Source organism: Megasphaera elsdenii DSM 20460, from assembly GCF_003010495.1.
Lineage (GTDB): Bacteria > Bacillota > Negativicutes > Veillonellales > Megasphaeraceae > Megasphaera > Megasphaera elsdenii.
In genome coordinates this window covers 105,215-121,251 of sequence record NZ_CP027570.1, presented here as the reverse complement: position 1 = coordinate 121,251, position 16,037 = coordinate 105,215, and the positions used below count along the sequence as shown (strand labels likewise).

At 55.2% G+C, this 16,037-nt stretch carries 17 protein-coding genes and 1 tRNA gene; all 18 read left to right on the top strand.

Going from position 1 to position 16,037, the window contains the following annotated elements:
- Positions 1-65: 65 nt before the first annotated feature.
- Positions 66-674, top strand: a complete 609-nt coding sequence (gene coaE, locus C6362_RS00595) for a dephospho-CoA kinase (RefSeq protein WP_014016347.1) — start codon at positions 66-68, stop codon at positions 672-674.
- A gap of 10 nt (positions 675-684) precedes the next feature.
- Positions 685-1,260 carry a lytic transglycosylase domain-containing protein gene (locus C6362_RS00590; protein ID WP_027894845.1) on the top strand — a complete coding sequence of 192 codons (576 nt, stop codon included), beginning with the start codon at positions 685-687 and terminating at the stop codon, positions 1,258-1,260.
- Positions 1,261-1,265: 5 nt separating this feature from the next.
- Positions 1,266-1,350 (top strand) — tRNA-Leu (locus C6362_RS00585).
- 89 nt (positions 1,351-1,439) lie between these two features.
- Positions 1,440-2,054 (top strand): hypothetical protein, encoded by a 615-nt coding sequence (locus C6362_RS00580; protein WP_027894844.1) that lies wholly within the window; start codon positions 1,440-1,442, stop codon positions 2,052-2,054.
- Positions 2,055-2,165: 111 nt separating this feature from the next.
- On the top strand, positions 2,166-2,627 hold the full coding sequence (locus C6362_RS00575) for a ribosome maturation factor RimP (RefSeq protein ID WP_014016350.1): 462 nt from the start codon (positions 2,166-2,168) through the stop codon (positions 2,625-2,627).
- 14 nt (positions 2,628-2,641) lie between these two features.
- The gene (gene nusA / locus C6362_RS00570; protein WP_014016351.1) at positions 2,642-3,793 is read left to right on the top strand and encodes a transcription termination factor NusA; all 1,152 of its coding nucleotides are present in this window, start codon (positions 2,642-2,644) and stop codon (positions 3,791-3,793) included.
- 3 nt (positions 3,794-3,796) lie between these two features.
- On the top strand, positions 3,797-4,057 hold the full coding sequence (gene rnpM / locus C6362_RS00565; protein ID WP_014016352.1) for an RNase P modulator RnpM: 261 nt from the start codon (positions 3,797-3,799) through the stop codon (positions 4,055-4,057).
- Positions 4,054-4,359 (top strand): L7Ae/L30e/S12e/Gadd45 family ribosomal protein, encoded by a 306-nt coding sequence (locus tag C6362_RS00560; protein WP_014016353.1) that lies wholly within the window; start codon positions 4,054-4,056, stop codon positions 4,357-4,359. The genes rnpM and C6362_RS00560 overlap by 4 nt, the downstream gene beginning before the upstream one ends.
- A 14-nt stretch (positions 4,360-4,373) precedes the next feature.
- Positions 4,374-6,794 (top strand): translation initiation factor IF-2, encoded by a 2,421-nt coding sequence (gene infB, locus C6362_RS00555; protein WP_014016354.1) that lies wholly within the window; start codon positions 4,374-4,376, stop codon positions 6,792-6,794.
- A gap of 15 nt (positions 6,795-6,809) precedes the next feature.
- Positions 6,810-7,157 (top strand): 30S ribosome-binding factor RbfA, encoded by a 348-nt coding sequence (gene rbfA / locus C6362_RS00550; RefSeq protein WP_014016355.1) that lies wholly within the window; start codon positions 6,810-6,812, stop codon positions 7,155-7,157.
- A gap of 5 nt (positions 7,158-7,162) precedes the next feature.
- Positions 7,163-8,107: a DHH family phosphoesterase gene (locus C6362_RS00545; RefSeq protein WP_014016356.1), complete on the top strand. Its 945-nt coding sequence runs from the start codon at positions 7,163-7,165 to the stop codon at positions 8,105-8,107.
- Positions 8,104-8,985, top strand: coding sequence for a tRNA pseudouridine(55) synthase TruB (gene truB / locus C6362_RS00540; RefSeq protein WP_014016357.1), 882 nt, complete (start codon positions 8,104-8,106; stop codon positions 8,983-8,985). Before C6362_RS00545 ends, truB begins: the two co-directional genes overlap by 4 nt.
- Positions 8,986-8,996: 11 nt before the next feature.
- Positions 8,997-9,926: a bifunctional riboflavin kinase/FAD synthetase gene (locus tag C6362_RS00535; RefSeq protein ID WP_014016358.1), complete on the top strand. Its 930-nt coding sequence runs from the start codon at positions 8,997-8,999 to the stop codon at positions 9,924-9,926.
- Between the two features lie 185 nt (positions 9,927-10,111).
- Positions 10,112-11,302, top strand: coding sequence for an aminotransferase-like domain-containing protein (locus tag C6362_RS00530; RefSeq protein ID WP_014016359.1), 1,191 nt, complete (start codon positions 10,112-10,114; stop codon positions 11,300-11,302).
- A gap of 270 nt (positions 11,303-11,572) precedes the next feature.
- Positions 11,573-12,760 (top strand): aminotransferase-like domain-containing protein, encoded by a 1,188-nt coding sequence (locus C6362_RS00525; RefSeq protein ID WP_014016360.1) that lies wholly within the window; start codon positions 11,573-11,575, stop codon positions 12,758-12,760.
- Positions 12,761-12,851: 91 nt separating this feature from the next.
- Positions 12,852-14,672 (top strand): DNA helicase RecQ, encoded by a 1,821-nt coding sequence (recQ, locus tag C6362_RS00520; protein ID WP_014016361.1) that lies wholly within the window; start codon positions 12,852-12,854, stop codon positions 14,670-14,672.
- 16 nt (positions 14,673-14,688) lie between these two features.
- The gene (locus tag C6362_RS00515; RefSeq protein ID WP_014016362.1) at positions 14,689-15,480 is read left to right on the top strand and encodes a thymidylate synthase; all 792 of its coding nucleotides are present in this window, start codon (positions 14,689-14,691) and stop codon (positions 15,478-15,480) included.
- Positions 15,480-15,977 (top strand): dihydrofolate reductase, encoded by a 498-nt coding sequence (locus tag C6362_RS00510; protein ID WP_014016363.1) that lies wholly within the window; start codon positions 15,480-15,482, stop codon positions 15,975-15,977. Before C6362_RS00515 ends, C6362_RS00510 begins: the two co-directional genes overlap by 1 nt.
- Positions 15,978-16,037: the final 60 nt, after the last annotated feature.

Sequence of the window (16,037 nt, the reverse complement as noted above, 5' to 3'; positions counted from 1 at the left end):
ATGGACAGACCCGGTATCAGCCGTTATAATGGAAGAAATAGATATTTTCGGAAGGAGCGATTCTTATGTTACATATTGGCCTGACCGGCGGCATTGCCTCCGGCAAGAGTACGGTCGTCACCATGTTGCGCGGATTGGGGGCAGGTATCGTCGACTGCGACGTCATCGCCCACGACGTCGTCGAACCGGGTTCGGAAGGACTGGCGGCCGTCGCCGCGGCTTTTGGGCCGAAGACACTTTTGCCTGACGGCTCCATGGACCGGGCTTACATCGGCAGTGTCGTTTTTGGCGATAAGGCGAAGAAAGCGCAGCTTGAAGCCATTCTTTTCCCCCTCATCCATGCCGGTATCGACGAAGAAATCAAAAAAATTGAAGAAAATAAAAAAAATCCTGTCATTTTCCTTGACATGCCCCTGCTTTATGAGGTAAAATACGATTCGTACGTTGACGAAACGTGGCTGGTGTACGTCGATCCGGTGACGCAGCTTACGCGGCTGATGAAGCGGAACGGCTATTCCGAAAGTGAAGCACTGGCACGGATTCATGCACAGCTTCCTATCGACAAAAAACGGTCGTTAGCCCAGGTCATCATCGACAATACCGGCTCTCCGGAAGAGACGCAGAAACAGGTGCTCGTCGCATGGCAGGCCTTGATGGACCGCATCAAAGGGTAGGGAGAAGACGTTGAGAAAAAGAGCAAGCACCAAAGGGAAAATCATCATAGCGGCATTGTTGATTTGTCTGTCCGCATCGTACTTTTATTCTTGGAAAGATGATGTCATGCGGAAGTTCGTATACCCCCTCCAGTATGATTACCTGGTCCGGCAGTATGCGTATGAAGACAAAGTCGACCCCGCCCTGGTAGCGTCGGTCATCTTAGTGGAAAGCAAGTTCGACGAACGCGCTGCTTCGCAGCCCGGTGCTCACGGCCTCATGCAGGTCATGCCCGACACGGCACAATGGATTGCCGATGAAATGGGGATGACTGACTACACGCCTGATAAACTCAACGACGTCCGTACAAACATCAGGTTGGGAACCTGGTATCTGGCCTACTTATTGAAGGAATACGATGGGAATCAAGTACTGGCCTTGGCTGCGTATAATGCCGGCCGGGGACATGTCGACTCGTGGATCCGGAAATATGGCTGGAAAAAAGATTTTCAAGAAATTGAAAAAATCCCCTTTTCAGAAACGCGAGAATATGTTAAAATAGTCTTGCTGAACGAAAAGCATTACAAACAGCTTTACGATTTCTGAGTTATGCGGTTGTGGCGGAATGGCAGACGCGCTGTCTTCAGGCGGCAGTGATCTTCGATCGTGCGGGTTCAACTCCCGCCAACCGCACCATTTTTACTATGGATGCTACATTGATTGAAACACTCAAACAATGGAATATCACAACTGTTCTCCCACTTTCAGTGGGAGATTTTCAGTTATTGGAAGAATATCGCATGATCGAGAAAGACGGCAAGCCCGTCGAGTACCGCTTGTTCACGTATGAGAACGAGGAGAACGGCTGGACCGTGCGGGCCATCTTCAACCCTGAGTCGGAAGAATTTGCTATCCGGACGGACATCGGCATGCTGGAGTTCGCCCTCATCGAATTTATTACGGATTCCTTTGAGCTCTTCCGGTCTATGGTCGAAGAACGGCTGGCGCGGATCATCTACGACGATTACGTCGAACGGAGCCGTAATTTCAGCGTCATCCTCAAGAACAAGGGCGTCCCCGATGTCCAGTGGGATGCGTTCCTGCCGGAGCAGTATCAGGGCTTCCGGCGTCTGGTCAAGCCCAACGATGCCGTGCGCATCATCAACGGGTCCTACATGATCCTGGCCTATTACGACGCGGCGACGCGCAGCGGCCTGTCGCTGATGTACAATCTCCTGCGCGATGACTTCTTTGCCGAACGGCGCGTAGAGAACTTCCCGAACCTGGTCCATGACTTCGATACGTCGTCCCTGAAAGAGCTGGAAAAAGCCTTGCAGAAACGGCTCCTGCCCGTCCTCGACGAGATTGCAGCCGACCGGGATAAAGCGTTGTCAGAATGAGCAGACAGTGGTATACTAAAAGTAATTTAGATGGTTAGATGCAAAGAGTGGGTGAGAGCCCACTCTTAACTTTTACCTATAGGAATTTTTACAGATAAGCTGGTGAATACGATGAGACGTGAACACATTGAAGATTTGATTGCCAAGGAAGTAGAACAGATTATTGAAGGGACCGGTCTGGAACTGGTCGACGTCGAATACGTGCGCGAACGGAACTGGTATCTGCGAGTATTCATTGATAAAGAAGGCGGTGTCGACCTGGAAGACTGCCAGGCTGTCAGTGAGAAGCTGAGCAAGGTCCTCGATGAAAAGGATCCCATCAGTGACAATTATCTCCTGGAAGTATCGTCGCCGGGCCTGGACCGGATCCTCAAGAAGGACAAGGATTTCGTCCGCTATGCCGGCCGGTCCGTCGATATCCATTTCTTTAAAGCACATGACGGCGTCAAGGATTTGACAGCGGAACTCGTCGGAAAGACAGACGATGGCCAGCTCAAAGTCCGCCTGGACGACCGTGATGAAACCATAGACATGAAAGACATATCGCAAGTCCGTCTGCATATTGATTTTTAGTGGAGGTTATTAACGTGAATAAAGAATTGCTCAATGCTATTGCTTACTTAGCCAAGGAGAAAGGCGTATCTCCGGATGTCATCTGCGACTCCCTGGAAGCCGTCCTGATTACGGCCTACAAGAAGGAACCCGATGCCAACCCGACGGCTGAAGTCGAATTGAACCGTTCGACGGGCGACTATGCCATCAAGGCTGCCAAGACCGTCGTCGATGAAGTCGAAGATCCCCATACGGAAATCGCCCTCGATAAGGCCCGCCTCATTGATGTCAATTATGAAGTCGGCGACGTCGTCAACGTCGATGTCACGCCGGACAATTTCGGCCGCATCGCCGCCCAGGCTGCCAAACAGGTCATGATCCAGCGCCTGCGCGAAGCCGAACGAAACATCGTCTATGATGAATTTTCGGACCGCACGGACGACATCATCACCGGTATCATCCAGCGCATCGAGAACCGCAACGTCTACGTCGACCTGGGCAAGGCCGAAGCCATCCTGCCGGTATCGGAACAGATCCCGACGGAAACGTACAGCGTCGGCCAGCGCATCAAATGCTATGTCGTCGAAGTCCGCAAGACGACGAAAGGCGCCCAGATCCTCGTATCCCGGACCCATCCGGGCCTGCTGAAGCGCCTCTTTGAACTGGAAGTCCCGGAAATCTACGAAGGCGTCGTCGAACTGAAATCCGTTGCCCGTGAACCGGGCCGCCGTTCCAAGATTGCCGTCTATTCCCGCGATGCCAACGTCGATTCCGTCGGTGCCTGCGTCGGCCCGAAAGGCTCCCGCGTCCAGAACATCGTCTCGGAATTGCAGAATGAAAAGATCGACATCGTCAAATGGGATGAAGACCCGGCGGTCTACATCGCCAACGCCCTCAGCCCGGCGCAGGTCATTTCCGTCACCGTCGATGAAGGCGAAAAATCGTCGAGCGTCGTCGTACCGGATTACCAGCTGTCCCTGGCCATCGGCAAGGCCGGCCAGAATGCCCGCCTGGCCGCGAAGCTGACCAACTGGAAGATCGACATCAAGAGCGAAAGCCAGGCTGCCGAACTGGCTGCCCAGGCAGAGGTTCCGCAGGACAGCGAACCGGCTGATGACCTGGACATCCTCAGCGACCTGGCCATGCCGGCTGCTGAAGAAGGCGCAGCTGATACGGAAGGAGAATAAGCCATGAAGACCCGAAAGACTCCGATGCGCGTCTGTGCCGGCTGTCAGGAACAGAAGAGCAAGAAGGAAATGATCCGCGTCGTCCGCACGCCGGAAGGGACTGTCGAAATCGACAAGACCGGTAAGAAATCGGGCCGCGGTGTCTACCTTTGCCCGAACAGCGAATGTCTGGAAAAAGCCTACAAAGAGCATCGCCTGGAACGGTCCCTGAAGACCAAAGTGTCCGGCGAAATCTATGAACAGCTGAGAAAGGAACTGCTGTGAGCGACAAGGTCCTGAATCTCCTCGGCCTGGCCTGCCGGGCGGGCAAGGCCGTCTGCGGTGATGGAGCCGCACAGAAGACATTGAAGCGCCGGCGCGTCCCACTCTTATTCCTGGCCTCCGACGGCGGCAGCGATAACGTCGAAAAATATCGCCGCCTGGCGGAGCGGAAAGGGATCACCGTCGTTGATACATATACGAAAGATGAATTAGGCAGTGCCGTCGGCAAAGCCCAGACCGTCATCATCCTCATCGATGACAAGGGCTTCGCCGGGGCCATAGAGAAAGTGAAGCGTGATGAATAGAAGGGGGTAACTAGATGACGAAACGAGTATACGAAGCCGCAAAAGAATACGGCGTTCCCGCAAAGACAGTAATCAAGACGCTGGAAGATCATCACATCAAAGCCGGCAATTTCACCGGCATTGACGCCAATATGAAGTCCATCCTCGACGCATCCTTCAAGAAGGGTGCCAAGGGAGAAGCACAACGTGGACAGAAACAGGAAAATAAACAGACAGGGGAAGGAACTAGCCGAAAAGTGAACGAAACGAGCCGACAGAATAAAAACAAAAAACAGGGCAATACGCCGAAACAGAATAACCAGAATCACGATAAGAAACGCCAGAACCAGGGCAATGCACAGAACCAGCCGAACCGCGCTGCCAAGAACTCCCAGGGCCAGAACCAGGGCAATCGTCCGCAGAACAGCCATAAAGGCGGCAATAATGCCGGCCAGAATACGCAGGGCCAGCAGGGCGACAGCAAGCGCACGAAATATTTTGGTCATTCCCAGGGCGGCAATGACGGCAATAACCGCAACAACAGCAAGAACAAGCGCGGCGGCCAGAACAACCGCAATAACAACAAGAACAACGGCAGCCGTCCCCATACGCTGTTGTCCAACGTCCTGAACAAGGGCAAACACAATAAGAACAAGCGCAACCAGAAGCATCAGGCACCGGTCGCATCCGAAGCTCCGAAGAAGAAGAATTATCCGACGTCCGTCGAACTGCCGGAAACGATCATCGTCAAGGACTTCGCCGAACGCCTGGGCCGCGATGTGGGCGAAGTCATGAAGAAGCTCCTCATGGGCGGCATCATGGCTACGATCAACCAGGAACTGGACTTCGATACGGCGTCCCTCATTGCCGATGAATTTGGCGTCACCGTCACCAAGGAAGCGCCGCCGGAAGATCCGACGGAAATCGAAGAAATTATCGATCCGCCGGAAACGCTCAAGACCCGTCCGCCTGTCGTCACCATCATGGGCCACGTCGACCACGGCAAGACGAGCCTCCTCGACGCCATCCGCCAGACCAATGTCACCAGCCACGAAGCCGGCGGCATTACCCAGCACATCGGGGCTTATCAGGTCCGCTATGAAGGCAAGAAGATCACCTTCATGGATACGCCGGGCCACGAAGCCTTCACGGCCATGCGTGCCCGCGGCGCCCAGGTCACGGATATTGCCGTCCTCGTCGTCGCTGCCGACGACGGTGTCATGCCGCAGACCATTGAATCCATCAACCATGCCAAATCGGCAGGCGTCCCGATCATCGTCGCCATCAACAAGATCGATAAGGAAAGCGCCAATCCGGAACACGTCATGCAGCAGCTGACGGAATACGGCCTCATCAGTGAAGACTGGGGCGGCGATACCATCATGGTCCCCGTTTCGGCGCACAAGAAGATCGGCCTCGACGACCTCCTGGAAAACATCCTCGTCCTGGCAGAAGTACAGGACCTCAAGGCCAACCCGAACCGTCCGGCTCAGGGCGTCGTCATCGAAGCCAAGCTGGATAAAGGCCGCGGCCCGGTCGCTTCCGTCCTCATTCAGAAGGGGACCCTCCGTGTCGGCGATACGATCATCGTCGGCACCTGCTTCGGCAAGGTCCGCGCCATGAACAACGAACGGGGCGAACGCGTCAAGAAAGCCGAACCGTCCATCCCGGTCGAAATCCTCGGCCTCAACGATGTACCGGAAGCCGGTGACATCCTCAACGTCACCGACGAAAAGACGGCCCGTTCCGTTGCCGAAAAACGTCTGGAAAAGAAACGTTCGTCTGAACTCCACGTCAATGCCAAAGTCACCCTGGATGACCTGTTCAACCAGATCCAGCAGGGCGAACTGAAGGAACTGCCCCTCATCATCAAGGGCGACGTCCAGGGTTCTGTCGAAGCTCTGAGCCAGTCCCTCATGGGCATCAAGAGCGACGAAGTCCGCATTGCCATCGTCCATTCCGGCGTCGGCGCCATCAACGAATCGGATATCATGCTGGCTTCGGCTTCGAACGCCCTCATCATCGGCTTCAACGTCCGCCCCGATGCGGCAGCCCGCAAGATGGCGGAACATGAAAAAGTCGACATGCGCATGTACCGCGTCATTTACGATGCCATCAACGACGTCGAAGCGGCTATCAAAGGGATGCTGGAAAAGAAATATGAAGAAAAGATCGTCGGCCGTGCCGAAGTCCGCAAAGTCATTACGACGCCGAAAGTCATCGTCGGCGGTTCCTATGTCAAGGAAGGCAAGATCACCAGCACGTCCAAGATCCGCCTCATCCGCAACGGTATCGTCGTCCATGAAGGTGAAATCGACGGCCTGCGCCGTTTCAAAGATGATGTCAAGGAAGTCGCAGCCGGTTACGAATGTGGCATTACCCTGGAAAAATATCGCGACATCAAGGAAGGCGACGAAATCGAAGCCTACGAAATGGTCGAAGTCGAACCGGAATAAAGGAGAGTACGTACTATGGGAGAATTACGAGTACGCAAGATACAGGAATTTATCAAACAGGAAGTATCGAAGATGCTCCTGAATGAATTGAAGGATCCGCGCATCGGTTTCGTCACCGTCACCGATGCCCGCATCACCGGCGACCTGCGCGATGCCACGGTCTACGTCAGCCTCTTCGGCAGCGACGAAGCCAAGCAGGAAACGCTGAAGGCCCTGAAGCGCGCCACCGGCTATATCCGCACAGAAGTCGGCAAGCGCCTGGGCATCCGTTATTCGCCGACCATTGTGTTTAAAGAAGATACGTCCCTCGATTACGGGATGAAAATCGATAAAATTCTTCGCGACATTGAAAAGAAGGACTGATATCCATGAATTGTTCGGCTCAGGAAATCTATACCTTACTGCGCCATTATGATAAGATCCTGCTGACGGCCCATGTCAGTCCCGATGGCGACGCCATCGGCAGCCTCCTGGCCTTATGGCACTGGCTGCAGCTGCAGGGGAAGAAGGCCGTCATGGTCATCGACGACGATATCGACGACCGCTATGACTTCCTCGACGGCCTGCAGTACATCAACAAGCCGGACCAGGTCGAAACGGATGATTCCTGGCTGACCGTCGTCCTCGATGCGACGGGCCTCGGCCGCATCGGCCAGGTGGAAAGCCTGGTCCGCGGCAAGGTCCTCAACATCGACCACCATATTTCCAATGAGCACTTCGCCCAGTGGGAATACGTCCGGACCGACTGCGCGGCGACGGGGGAAATCCTGACCTATCTCTTCGACCTCTGGCACAGTGAATGGAACACGGCCATGGCCGATGCCCTCTATACGGCCATCGCCACGGACTGCGGCTTCTTCAAGTTCAACAATACGACAGGCCATACGCTGCGCATGGCCGCTATCCTCGTCGACCACGGCGCCCGGCCCGATTTCATTTCGGAACACCTCGACGCCCGGTCCCTGGAAAAGCTGAAGGCCCTGTCCAAGGTCCTGGAACACCTGGAACTCTTTGACGACGGCCGCATTTCCTGTCTGTCCTATACGCCGGAAGTCCTCAAAATCACTGGTGAACACACGGGGATGTACATGGATTACGCCCGCAACGTCAAAGGGTCGGAAGTGGCCTTTACGGTCAAATACGTCAGCGACAAGGAAACGCGGGTCAGCCTGCGCTCGAAAGGCATGGACGTCAATGCCGTAGCCGCTGTCTTCGGTGGTGGCGGCCATGTCCGCGCTGCCGGCTGCACCCTGGATAAGCCGCTGGATGAAGCGAAGAAACTCATCGTAAAGGAAATCGAAAAGCGCTTATGATACACGGAATCATCAATGTACTGAAACCGACGGGCATGTCCAGCCACGACGTCATCGGCTGCCTGCGCCGCATCTACGGCATGAAGAAGATGGGCCATGCCGGTACGCTGGATCCCCTGGCGGCCGGCGTCCTGCCCGTCTATGCCGGACAGGCGACGCGCCTCATCGAATACGGCGACAGCGACGTCAAGTCGTATCACGCCGAATTTGCCCTGGGCCTGGCGACGGATACCGAAGACAGTACGGGGACCGTCGTCGAAATGGCTGCCGTGCCGGATTTGTCGGCTGATGACGTGCGCCGTATCTTGGCGTCTTTTACAGGCGACATCGAACAGGCGCCGTCTAAATATTCCGCCATCAACGTCAACGGCGTCAAAGCCTATAAACTGGCCCGGCAGGATGTCGACTTCACCCTGCCCGTGCGGCACGTGACCATCCACGACCTGCGCCTGCTGTCCTTCGACGGCCGGCGGGGGACCTTTGCCGTGACCTGTTCCAAAGGGACTTATGTGCGGTCCCTCATCCGCGACCTGGGCCAGGCCCTGGGGACCTGCGCCTGCATGACCTATCTGGTCCGCACCCAGGCCGGGCTGTTCACCATCGACGAGGCCGCGACGCTGGAAGAACTGGAACGGGACCCCATGGCCTATGTCCGGCCGGCCGATATGGCCATCCAGGACCTGAAGAAGGCCAGCTGTTCGGCCAAACAGTGTGCGTTCCTGCTCCAGGGCCGTCCCGTGCCGTTTGCCGGGCCGCACCTGGCAGACGGCGATGTCCTTCGCGTCTATGGACCGGACCAGCGGCTCATGGGCATTGCCCGCTACGACGGGGAACACCATATCCTGCGGCCTCATAAGATGTTCGCAGAGGGATTGTGAGGTAACTAACGATGGAAATATTCCACTCCTTTCAGGAAATCACCGGCTTTACCGGAGCCGTCGTGGCCCTTGGGACCTTTGACGGCGTCCACCGGGGCCACCAGATGGTCATGAAGACGGCTATCAAACGGGCCGCTGCCTGCGGTGTGAAGACCATGGTCGTCACCTTTACGGCCCATCCGCTGTCGGTACTGTGCCCGGATAAGGAACCGCTGCGCCTGGCCACGATCGGCCAGAAGGCGGAATATATCGAAGCCGTCGGCATCGACGGCCTGGTCCTGCTGCCCATGAGCGAACACCTCTTGCAGGAATCGCCGGAAGAGTTCTGCCAGAACCTGTTGACCTATATCCATCCGTCGGCTATCGTCGTCGGTTCGAATTTCACTTATGGTGCCAAGGCGGCTGGCAATACGGAGACCATGAAGTTCTTCATGAGCCAGTATGACATCCCCGTCGTCGCCCTGACCCTGCTGGAACGGCCGGGCCGGACGACGCCTATCAGCAGCACCGTCATCCGCCGGCTCATCCAGATGGGCCACATGGAAACAGCAGAGAACCTCTTAGGCCGGCCTTTCGCCCTGACCGGTACCATCGTGCCCGGCGACCGGCGGGGGAGGACCATCGGCTTCGCTACGGCCAACATGCTCATCCCCATCAACATGGCCATCCCTCCGGATGGCGTCTACATTACGGAATTGTGGTGGGACGGCGAAGGCCACCCGGCCATGACCAATATCGGCGATAACCCGACCTTCGAGAACCAGTACCGCCGCATCGAGACTCACGTCCTCGACTGGGATGCCGACCTCTACGGCAAAGAAGTGAGCCTGCGCTTCCGAAAGCGCCTCCGCGGTGAAGAAACCTTTGCCAGCGCCGACGACCTCGTCGCCCAGATGAAGAAAGACGAAGCCGCCACGCGCCGGTTCTTTGCAAAGGTTTAACGTTAAACTTAAAACTTCAAACTTAAAAAGGCGCTGTCTTCATGAGACAGCACCTTTTTTTGCTATTTCCATAAAATTTGTAGATTAATGGGCCGTATCGTGGTATAATAATCATTACTACGACGAATGTTTGCTACGCCGTATAAAAGCCATAAAAGAAAGAGAACAGATAGGAGTGAAGTTTTATGGTAAAGTTTTCTGAAGAAGCAAAGAGTTTACATGCATCGGATATCCGTGAAATTTTGAAAGTAACGGAAAATCCGGAAATTATTTCCTTCGCCGGTGGCCTTCCTGCACCGGAACTCTTCCCGATTGACGAAATGATGAAAGTCGACGTGGAAATCTTGAAAAAAGAAGGTCGTCAGGCCGTGCAGTACAGCACGACGGAAGGTTATGTGCCCTTGCGTAAACAGATTGCCAAACGCATGAAAACCTCTTTCCATACGGACTGCACTTATGAAGATATCATCATCACCGCCGGTTCCCAGCAGGGCCTGTCCCTCTTGGGCCAGCTCTTCCTCAACGAAGGCGACATTGTCCTCGTCGAAAGCCCGACCTACATGGGCGCTACGACGGCTTTCGCTGTCAATTTCCCGCAGTTCGTCGAAGTCGAAACGGACGACAAAGGCATGGTTCCGGAAGCCTTGGAAGCCGCTATCGAAAAATACGGTGACCGCGTCCGCCTGATGTATGTCATCCCGGAATTCCAGAACCCGACGGGCATCACCTGGCCCTTGGAACGGCGCCAGGCTATTATGGACATCATGAATAAACATGATATCCCTATCATCGAAGACGACCCGTATGGCGAACTCCGCTATGAAGGCGAAACGATGCCGACGTTGAAATCCCTCGATACCCAGGGCAATGTCATCTTCCTCGGCTCGTTCTCGAAAATCTTCATGCCGGGCCTCCGTATCGGCTGGATGGTCGCTGCCCATGACATCCTGGAAAAGGCCGTCATGCTCAAGCAGACCGTCGACTTGCAGACGTCGTCCTTTGCCCAGCGCCAGGCTTCGTACTACATCGATATGTACGACCTCGATGCCCATGTTAAACAGATCCGCGACCTCTATGGGAAACGCCGCACCCTCATGTACGACTCCATGAAGAAATACTTCCCCGAAGGCGTTTCCTTCACCTATCCGGAAGGCGGCCTGTTCACGTGGGTAACCTTGCCGGAAGGCCTCGATGCCAAGGCTATGATGCCGGAAGTCATCGAAAAGAAAGTTGCTTACGTACCGGGCGGTGCTTTCTACCCGAACGGCGGCAACGCCAACCATTTCCGCCTGAACTACTCCAACATGCCGGAAGACCGCATCGTCGAAGGTATTAAACGCCTGGCTGAAGTTTTGAAAGAAAAAATCGGCAAATAATTTAAAATAAAAGGAAATGAGACGCTCTCTCGCGAGGGCGTCTTTTCTTTTGCAAATTTTTTTAAAAAATTTTTACAGTCATTCTTTAATTTTTTTTAAGTTGGATATTTATCATTATCAGTTATTCTCGTTATTTACATTTGATTTATAAGCTTGTACGAAATGTAACATAATGATAACGCAAACGTTTAATTGCATAAAAGTAATTTTGATGATACTATATAGACATAGATAAACGCGTGATTCATATAACTTGAAGGAGTGATTGATATGCAATTTTCCGATTTAGCCATGAATTTGAAAGCTTCTGAAATCCGTGAACTCTTGAAACTGACGACCATGCCGGAAGTTATTTCCTTTGCTGGCGGCCTGCCGGCACCGGAACTCTTCCCGACGGAACAACTGAAAAAGGTCGACGATGCCATCTTGACCAAAGATGGCCGTGCAGCCTTGCAATACGGCACGACCGAAGGCTACGATCCCTTGCGCAAGCAGATTGCAGCCCGCATGAAACAGGCTTTCATGGTCGACTGCAATATCGATAACATCACCATTACGTCTGGGTCCCAGCAGGGCCTGTCCATGCTGGCCCAGATCTTCATTAACCCGGGCGACGTCGTCCTCGTCGAAAGCCCGACCTACCTCGGCGCCATCAACGCCTTCAAACTCTGCAAACCGGAATTTGTCGAAGTGCCGACGGACGAAAAGGGCGTCATCCCGGAAGAATTGGAAAAAATCCTGGCAAAATACGGCGACCGCGTCCGCATGATGTACGTCATCCCGGAATTTCAGAACCCGACAGGTATTACCTGGCCCGTCGAACGGCGCAAGGCTTTCATGGACATCGTCAACCGCTATGACTTCCCGGTCCTCGAAGATGACCCGTATGGCGAACTGCGCTATGACGGCGACAAGGTCCCGTCCCTGAAATCGATGGATACGAAAGGTAACATCATCTTCCTCGGCTCGTTCTCGAAGATTCTCATGCCGGGCCTGCGAATTGCCTGGATGGTAGCCGATCCGGTCATCATCGACAAAGTCGTCAAGCTGAAACAAGCCGTCGACCTCCAGGCTTCGTCCTTCGGCCAGCGCCAGACGTCGTACTATATCGACATGTTCGACCTCGATGAACACGTCGCTAAGATCAAGGCCCTCTACAAGAAACGCCGCGACCTCATGTGCGAATCGATGAAGCAATATTTCCCTGAAGGCATCACCTTTACATACCCTGAAGGCGGTCTGTTCACGTGGGTAACGCTGCCAGAAGGCATGGACGCCAAAGAGCTCATGCCGAAAGTCCTGGCCAAGAACGTTGCCTACGTGCCAGGCGGGCCTTTCTACCCCCACGGCGGCCATGCCAACCACTTCCGCCTGAACTACTCCAACATGCCGGAAGACCGCATCGTCGAAGGCATCAAACGCCTGGCCGACGTCTTGAAAGAAGAATTGGCAAAATAAGGTAAAGATGATATGATATAAAGGAGCTGTCGCTTACGACAGCTCCTTTTTGAGCATTAAGTTTGCTTTCGTAAATGGGTTGATGATTTTGATGGAACTTGAATCTCTTTTAAAACAATATTTTGGCTATACGTCGTTCCGGCCGGGCCAGCACGAGGTCATCCAGACCCTCCTCGAAGGACGGGACTGCCTGGCCATCATGCCGACCGGGGCCGGGAAGTCGATCTGCTTCCAGCTGCCGGCCTTGATGATGCCCGGCGTGACCCTGGTCATTTCGCCGCTCATTTCCCTCATGAAGGACCAGGTCGACAGCCTGGTCAACCAGGAGATACCGGCGACGTATATCAACAGCCAGTGTACTTTTGAAGAAGCCAAGGCCCGTTTTGCCGCCATCCGCGCCGGCCGGGTCAAGCTCGTCTATATTTCACCGGAACGTCTGGAGAATGAATTTTTTACGTCGTTCATGCAGAGCCTGCCCATTTCCATGTTCATCATTGATGAAGCCCACTGCGTATCCCAGTGGGGCCATGATTTCCGGCCCAGCTACTGCGCCATCAAGGACTGGATAGTTGCCCTGCCCAGGCGGCCTGTCGTCGGGGCCTTCACGGCGACGGCGACGGAAAAGGTCAAAGAGGACATGATGACCCTCCTGGGCCTGGAAAAGGAACGCATCTTCATCGGCGGCTTCGACCGGCCGAACCTGTATTTCCGCGTCGTCCGGACGAACCGAAAGCTCGACTTTGCCCTGGCCTACGTCCAGCAGCATCAAGAAGACAGCGGCATCATCTATGCGGCGACGCGCAAGGAAGTGGACCGCGTCTATGAAGAACTGACGCGGCGGGGCATCCGGGCCGGCCGCTACCATGCCGGCCTGAGCGACGACGTGCGCCGGACCATGCAGGACGCCTTCACCTACGACCGGCTCCAGGTCATCGTCGCCACCAACGCCTTCGGCATGGGCATCGACAAGAGCAACGTCCGCTACGTCATCCACTACCAGATGCCCAAGAACATCGAAAGCTATTACCAGGAAGCGGGCCGGGCCGGCCGCGACGGCGCGCCGGGGGAATGTATCCTCCTCTTCAGCCGCCAGGACATCATGATCCAGAAGTTCCTCATCGAGCAGTCCGTCCACGACCCGCAGCAGCAGGCCGTCGAATTTCGCTTGCTCAACGCCATGGTCCGCTACTGCGAAGGCAATCACTGCCTGCGCCATTATATCCTGACTTATTTCGGCGAGCATCCGTCGTGGCAGCGCTGCGAGAAATGCGGCAACTGTGACCAGGAGACGGTCGAAGAAGACATGACCGAACAGGTCCGCAGCATCTGCCTCTGCGTCGACGAATTGAAGGGCCGCTTCGGCATGACCATGGTCTGCGACATCCTCAAGGGCAGCCAGAACGCCAAGGTCCGCCGTTATGGCTTCGAGAACAACTCGGCCTTCGGCATGCTCGGCGACTTCACGCTGTCCGAAGTCCGCGACATGGTCCGCCAGTGCATCGACGACGGCTATCTCGACCAGTCCGATGGCAAATACCCCGTCGTCTCCCTGACGGCGGACGGGCGGCAGGCCCTCAGCGGCAGCCGGCGCATTGTCCAGCAGAAAGTCGTCGCCGCCGATCCCGTGCCGGAACTGCCCAAGCGCCAGCAGAAGCGCCGCGCCGGGGCCATCGACGAAGACGCCTTGCGGCCCCTTTTCGATACGCTGCGGGCGGTCCGCCTGGAACTGGCCAAGGACGAACACATCCCGCCGTTCGTCATCTTTTCCGATGCGACCTTATGGGACATGGCCGCCCTCAAGCCGGACAGCCTGGACGCCATGAGCCAGATCAAGGGCGTAGGCAGCTTCAAGCTCCACAAATATGGCCGCCAGTTCGTCGGCGCCATCCAGTCTTACATAGATAACCATTGATTTTGAGGTGACATACATGAGTATTGCCGATACACAGTATCTGAATATCGTCGAAAATATCCTCGACCACGGCTATTTCGACAACAACCGCACGGGCGTGCGGACGTATAAACTGCCCCACCAGATCATGCAGTTCGATCTGGAACAGGAATTTCCCATCTTGACGACGAAGTTCGTCGCCTTCAAGACGGCCGTCAAGGAAATCCTCTGGATCTGGCAGCTCCAGAGCAACGACGTGCGGGAACTGCAGAAGATGAACTGCCACGTCTGGGACGAATGGATGCGGCCCGACGGCACCATTGGCAAGGCCTATGGCTATCAGATCCGCAAGTATAAACAGGTCGACAAGCTCCTGGATATGCTGAAGACGGACCCCCAGAACCGGCGCATGATCGTTTCCCTGTGGAACATCGAAGACCTGCCGGACATGGCCCTCCAGCCCTGCGCCTACCAGACCTTGTGGGACGTCACCGACGGGCGCCTGAACTGCATGCTCATCCAGCGCAGCGGCGACATGGGCCTGGGCGTGCCCTTCAACATGACCCAGTACGCCGTCCTCATCCATCTCATCGCCCAGTCCGTCGGCCTGCGTCCGGGCCTGTTCACGCATGTCATCAACAACGCCCACGTCTATGAGAACCACGTCCAGGCCATGAAGACCCAGCTGGCCCGCCGCGATCAGGCTTTCCCGGCGCCGAAACTGGTCCTCGATCCCGATGTCCATGATTTCTATGATTTCACCATCGACGACATCGCCCTCGATAACTACCAGCACCTGGGAAAATTGCCCATGGAGGTGGCCGTCTGATGCTCCATCTCATTGCAGCCGTCGACAAGCGCGGCGGGATCGGTAAGGATAACGACCTCTTGTGCCATATTTCGGCTGACTTAAAACGTTTTAAATCTCTCACTATGGGCCATACGATGATCATGGGACGCAAGACCTTTGAAAGCCTGCCCGGCGTCTTGCCCGGCCGGCCGCACTGGGTCCTGACCCATCAAAAAGATTATGACGTCCGCCATGAAGCGGTCACTGTCTTCCATAGCGTCGAAGCCCTGCAGCAGGCCATGAACGATGGGGAAGACTACTTCGTCATCGGCGGCGCTGCCATGTACCGGGAATTTCTGCCCCTGGCGGACAGCCTCTACCTGACGGAAATCGACGAAGCCTTCGACGGCGCCGACACCTTTTTCCCGGACTGGGATAGAAGCGCCTGGACGGAACAAACGCGGGAATTGCACCGTGCCGATGGACAGTGTCCCCATACTTTTTCTTTCGTCCACTATGTCCGCCGTTTCGATTGACATTGTCAATCCGTTATGTTACACTAACGGAAGAGCTACAAGATAGCTGGAATTGTTTTT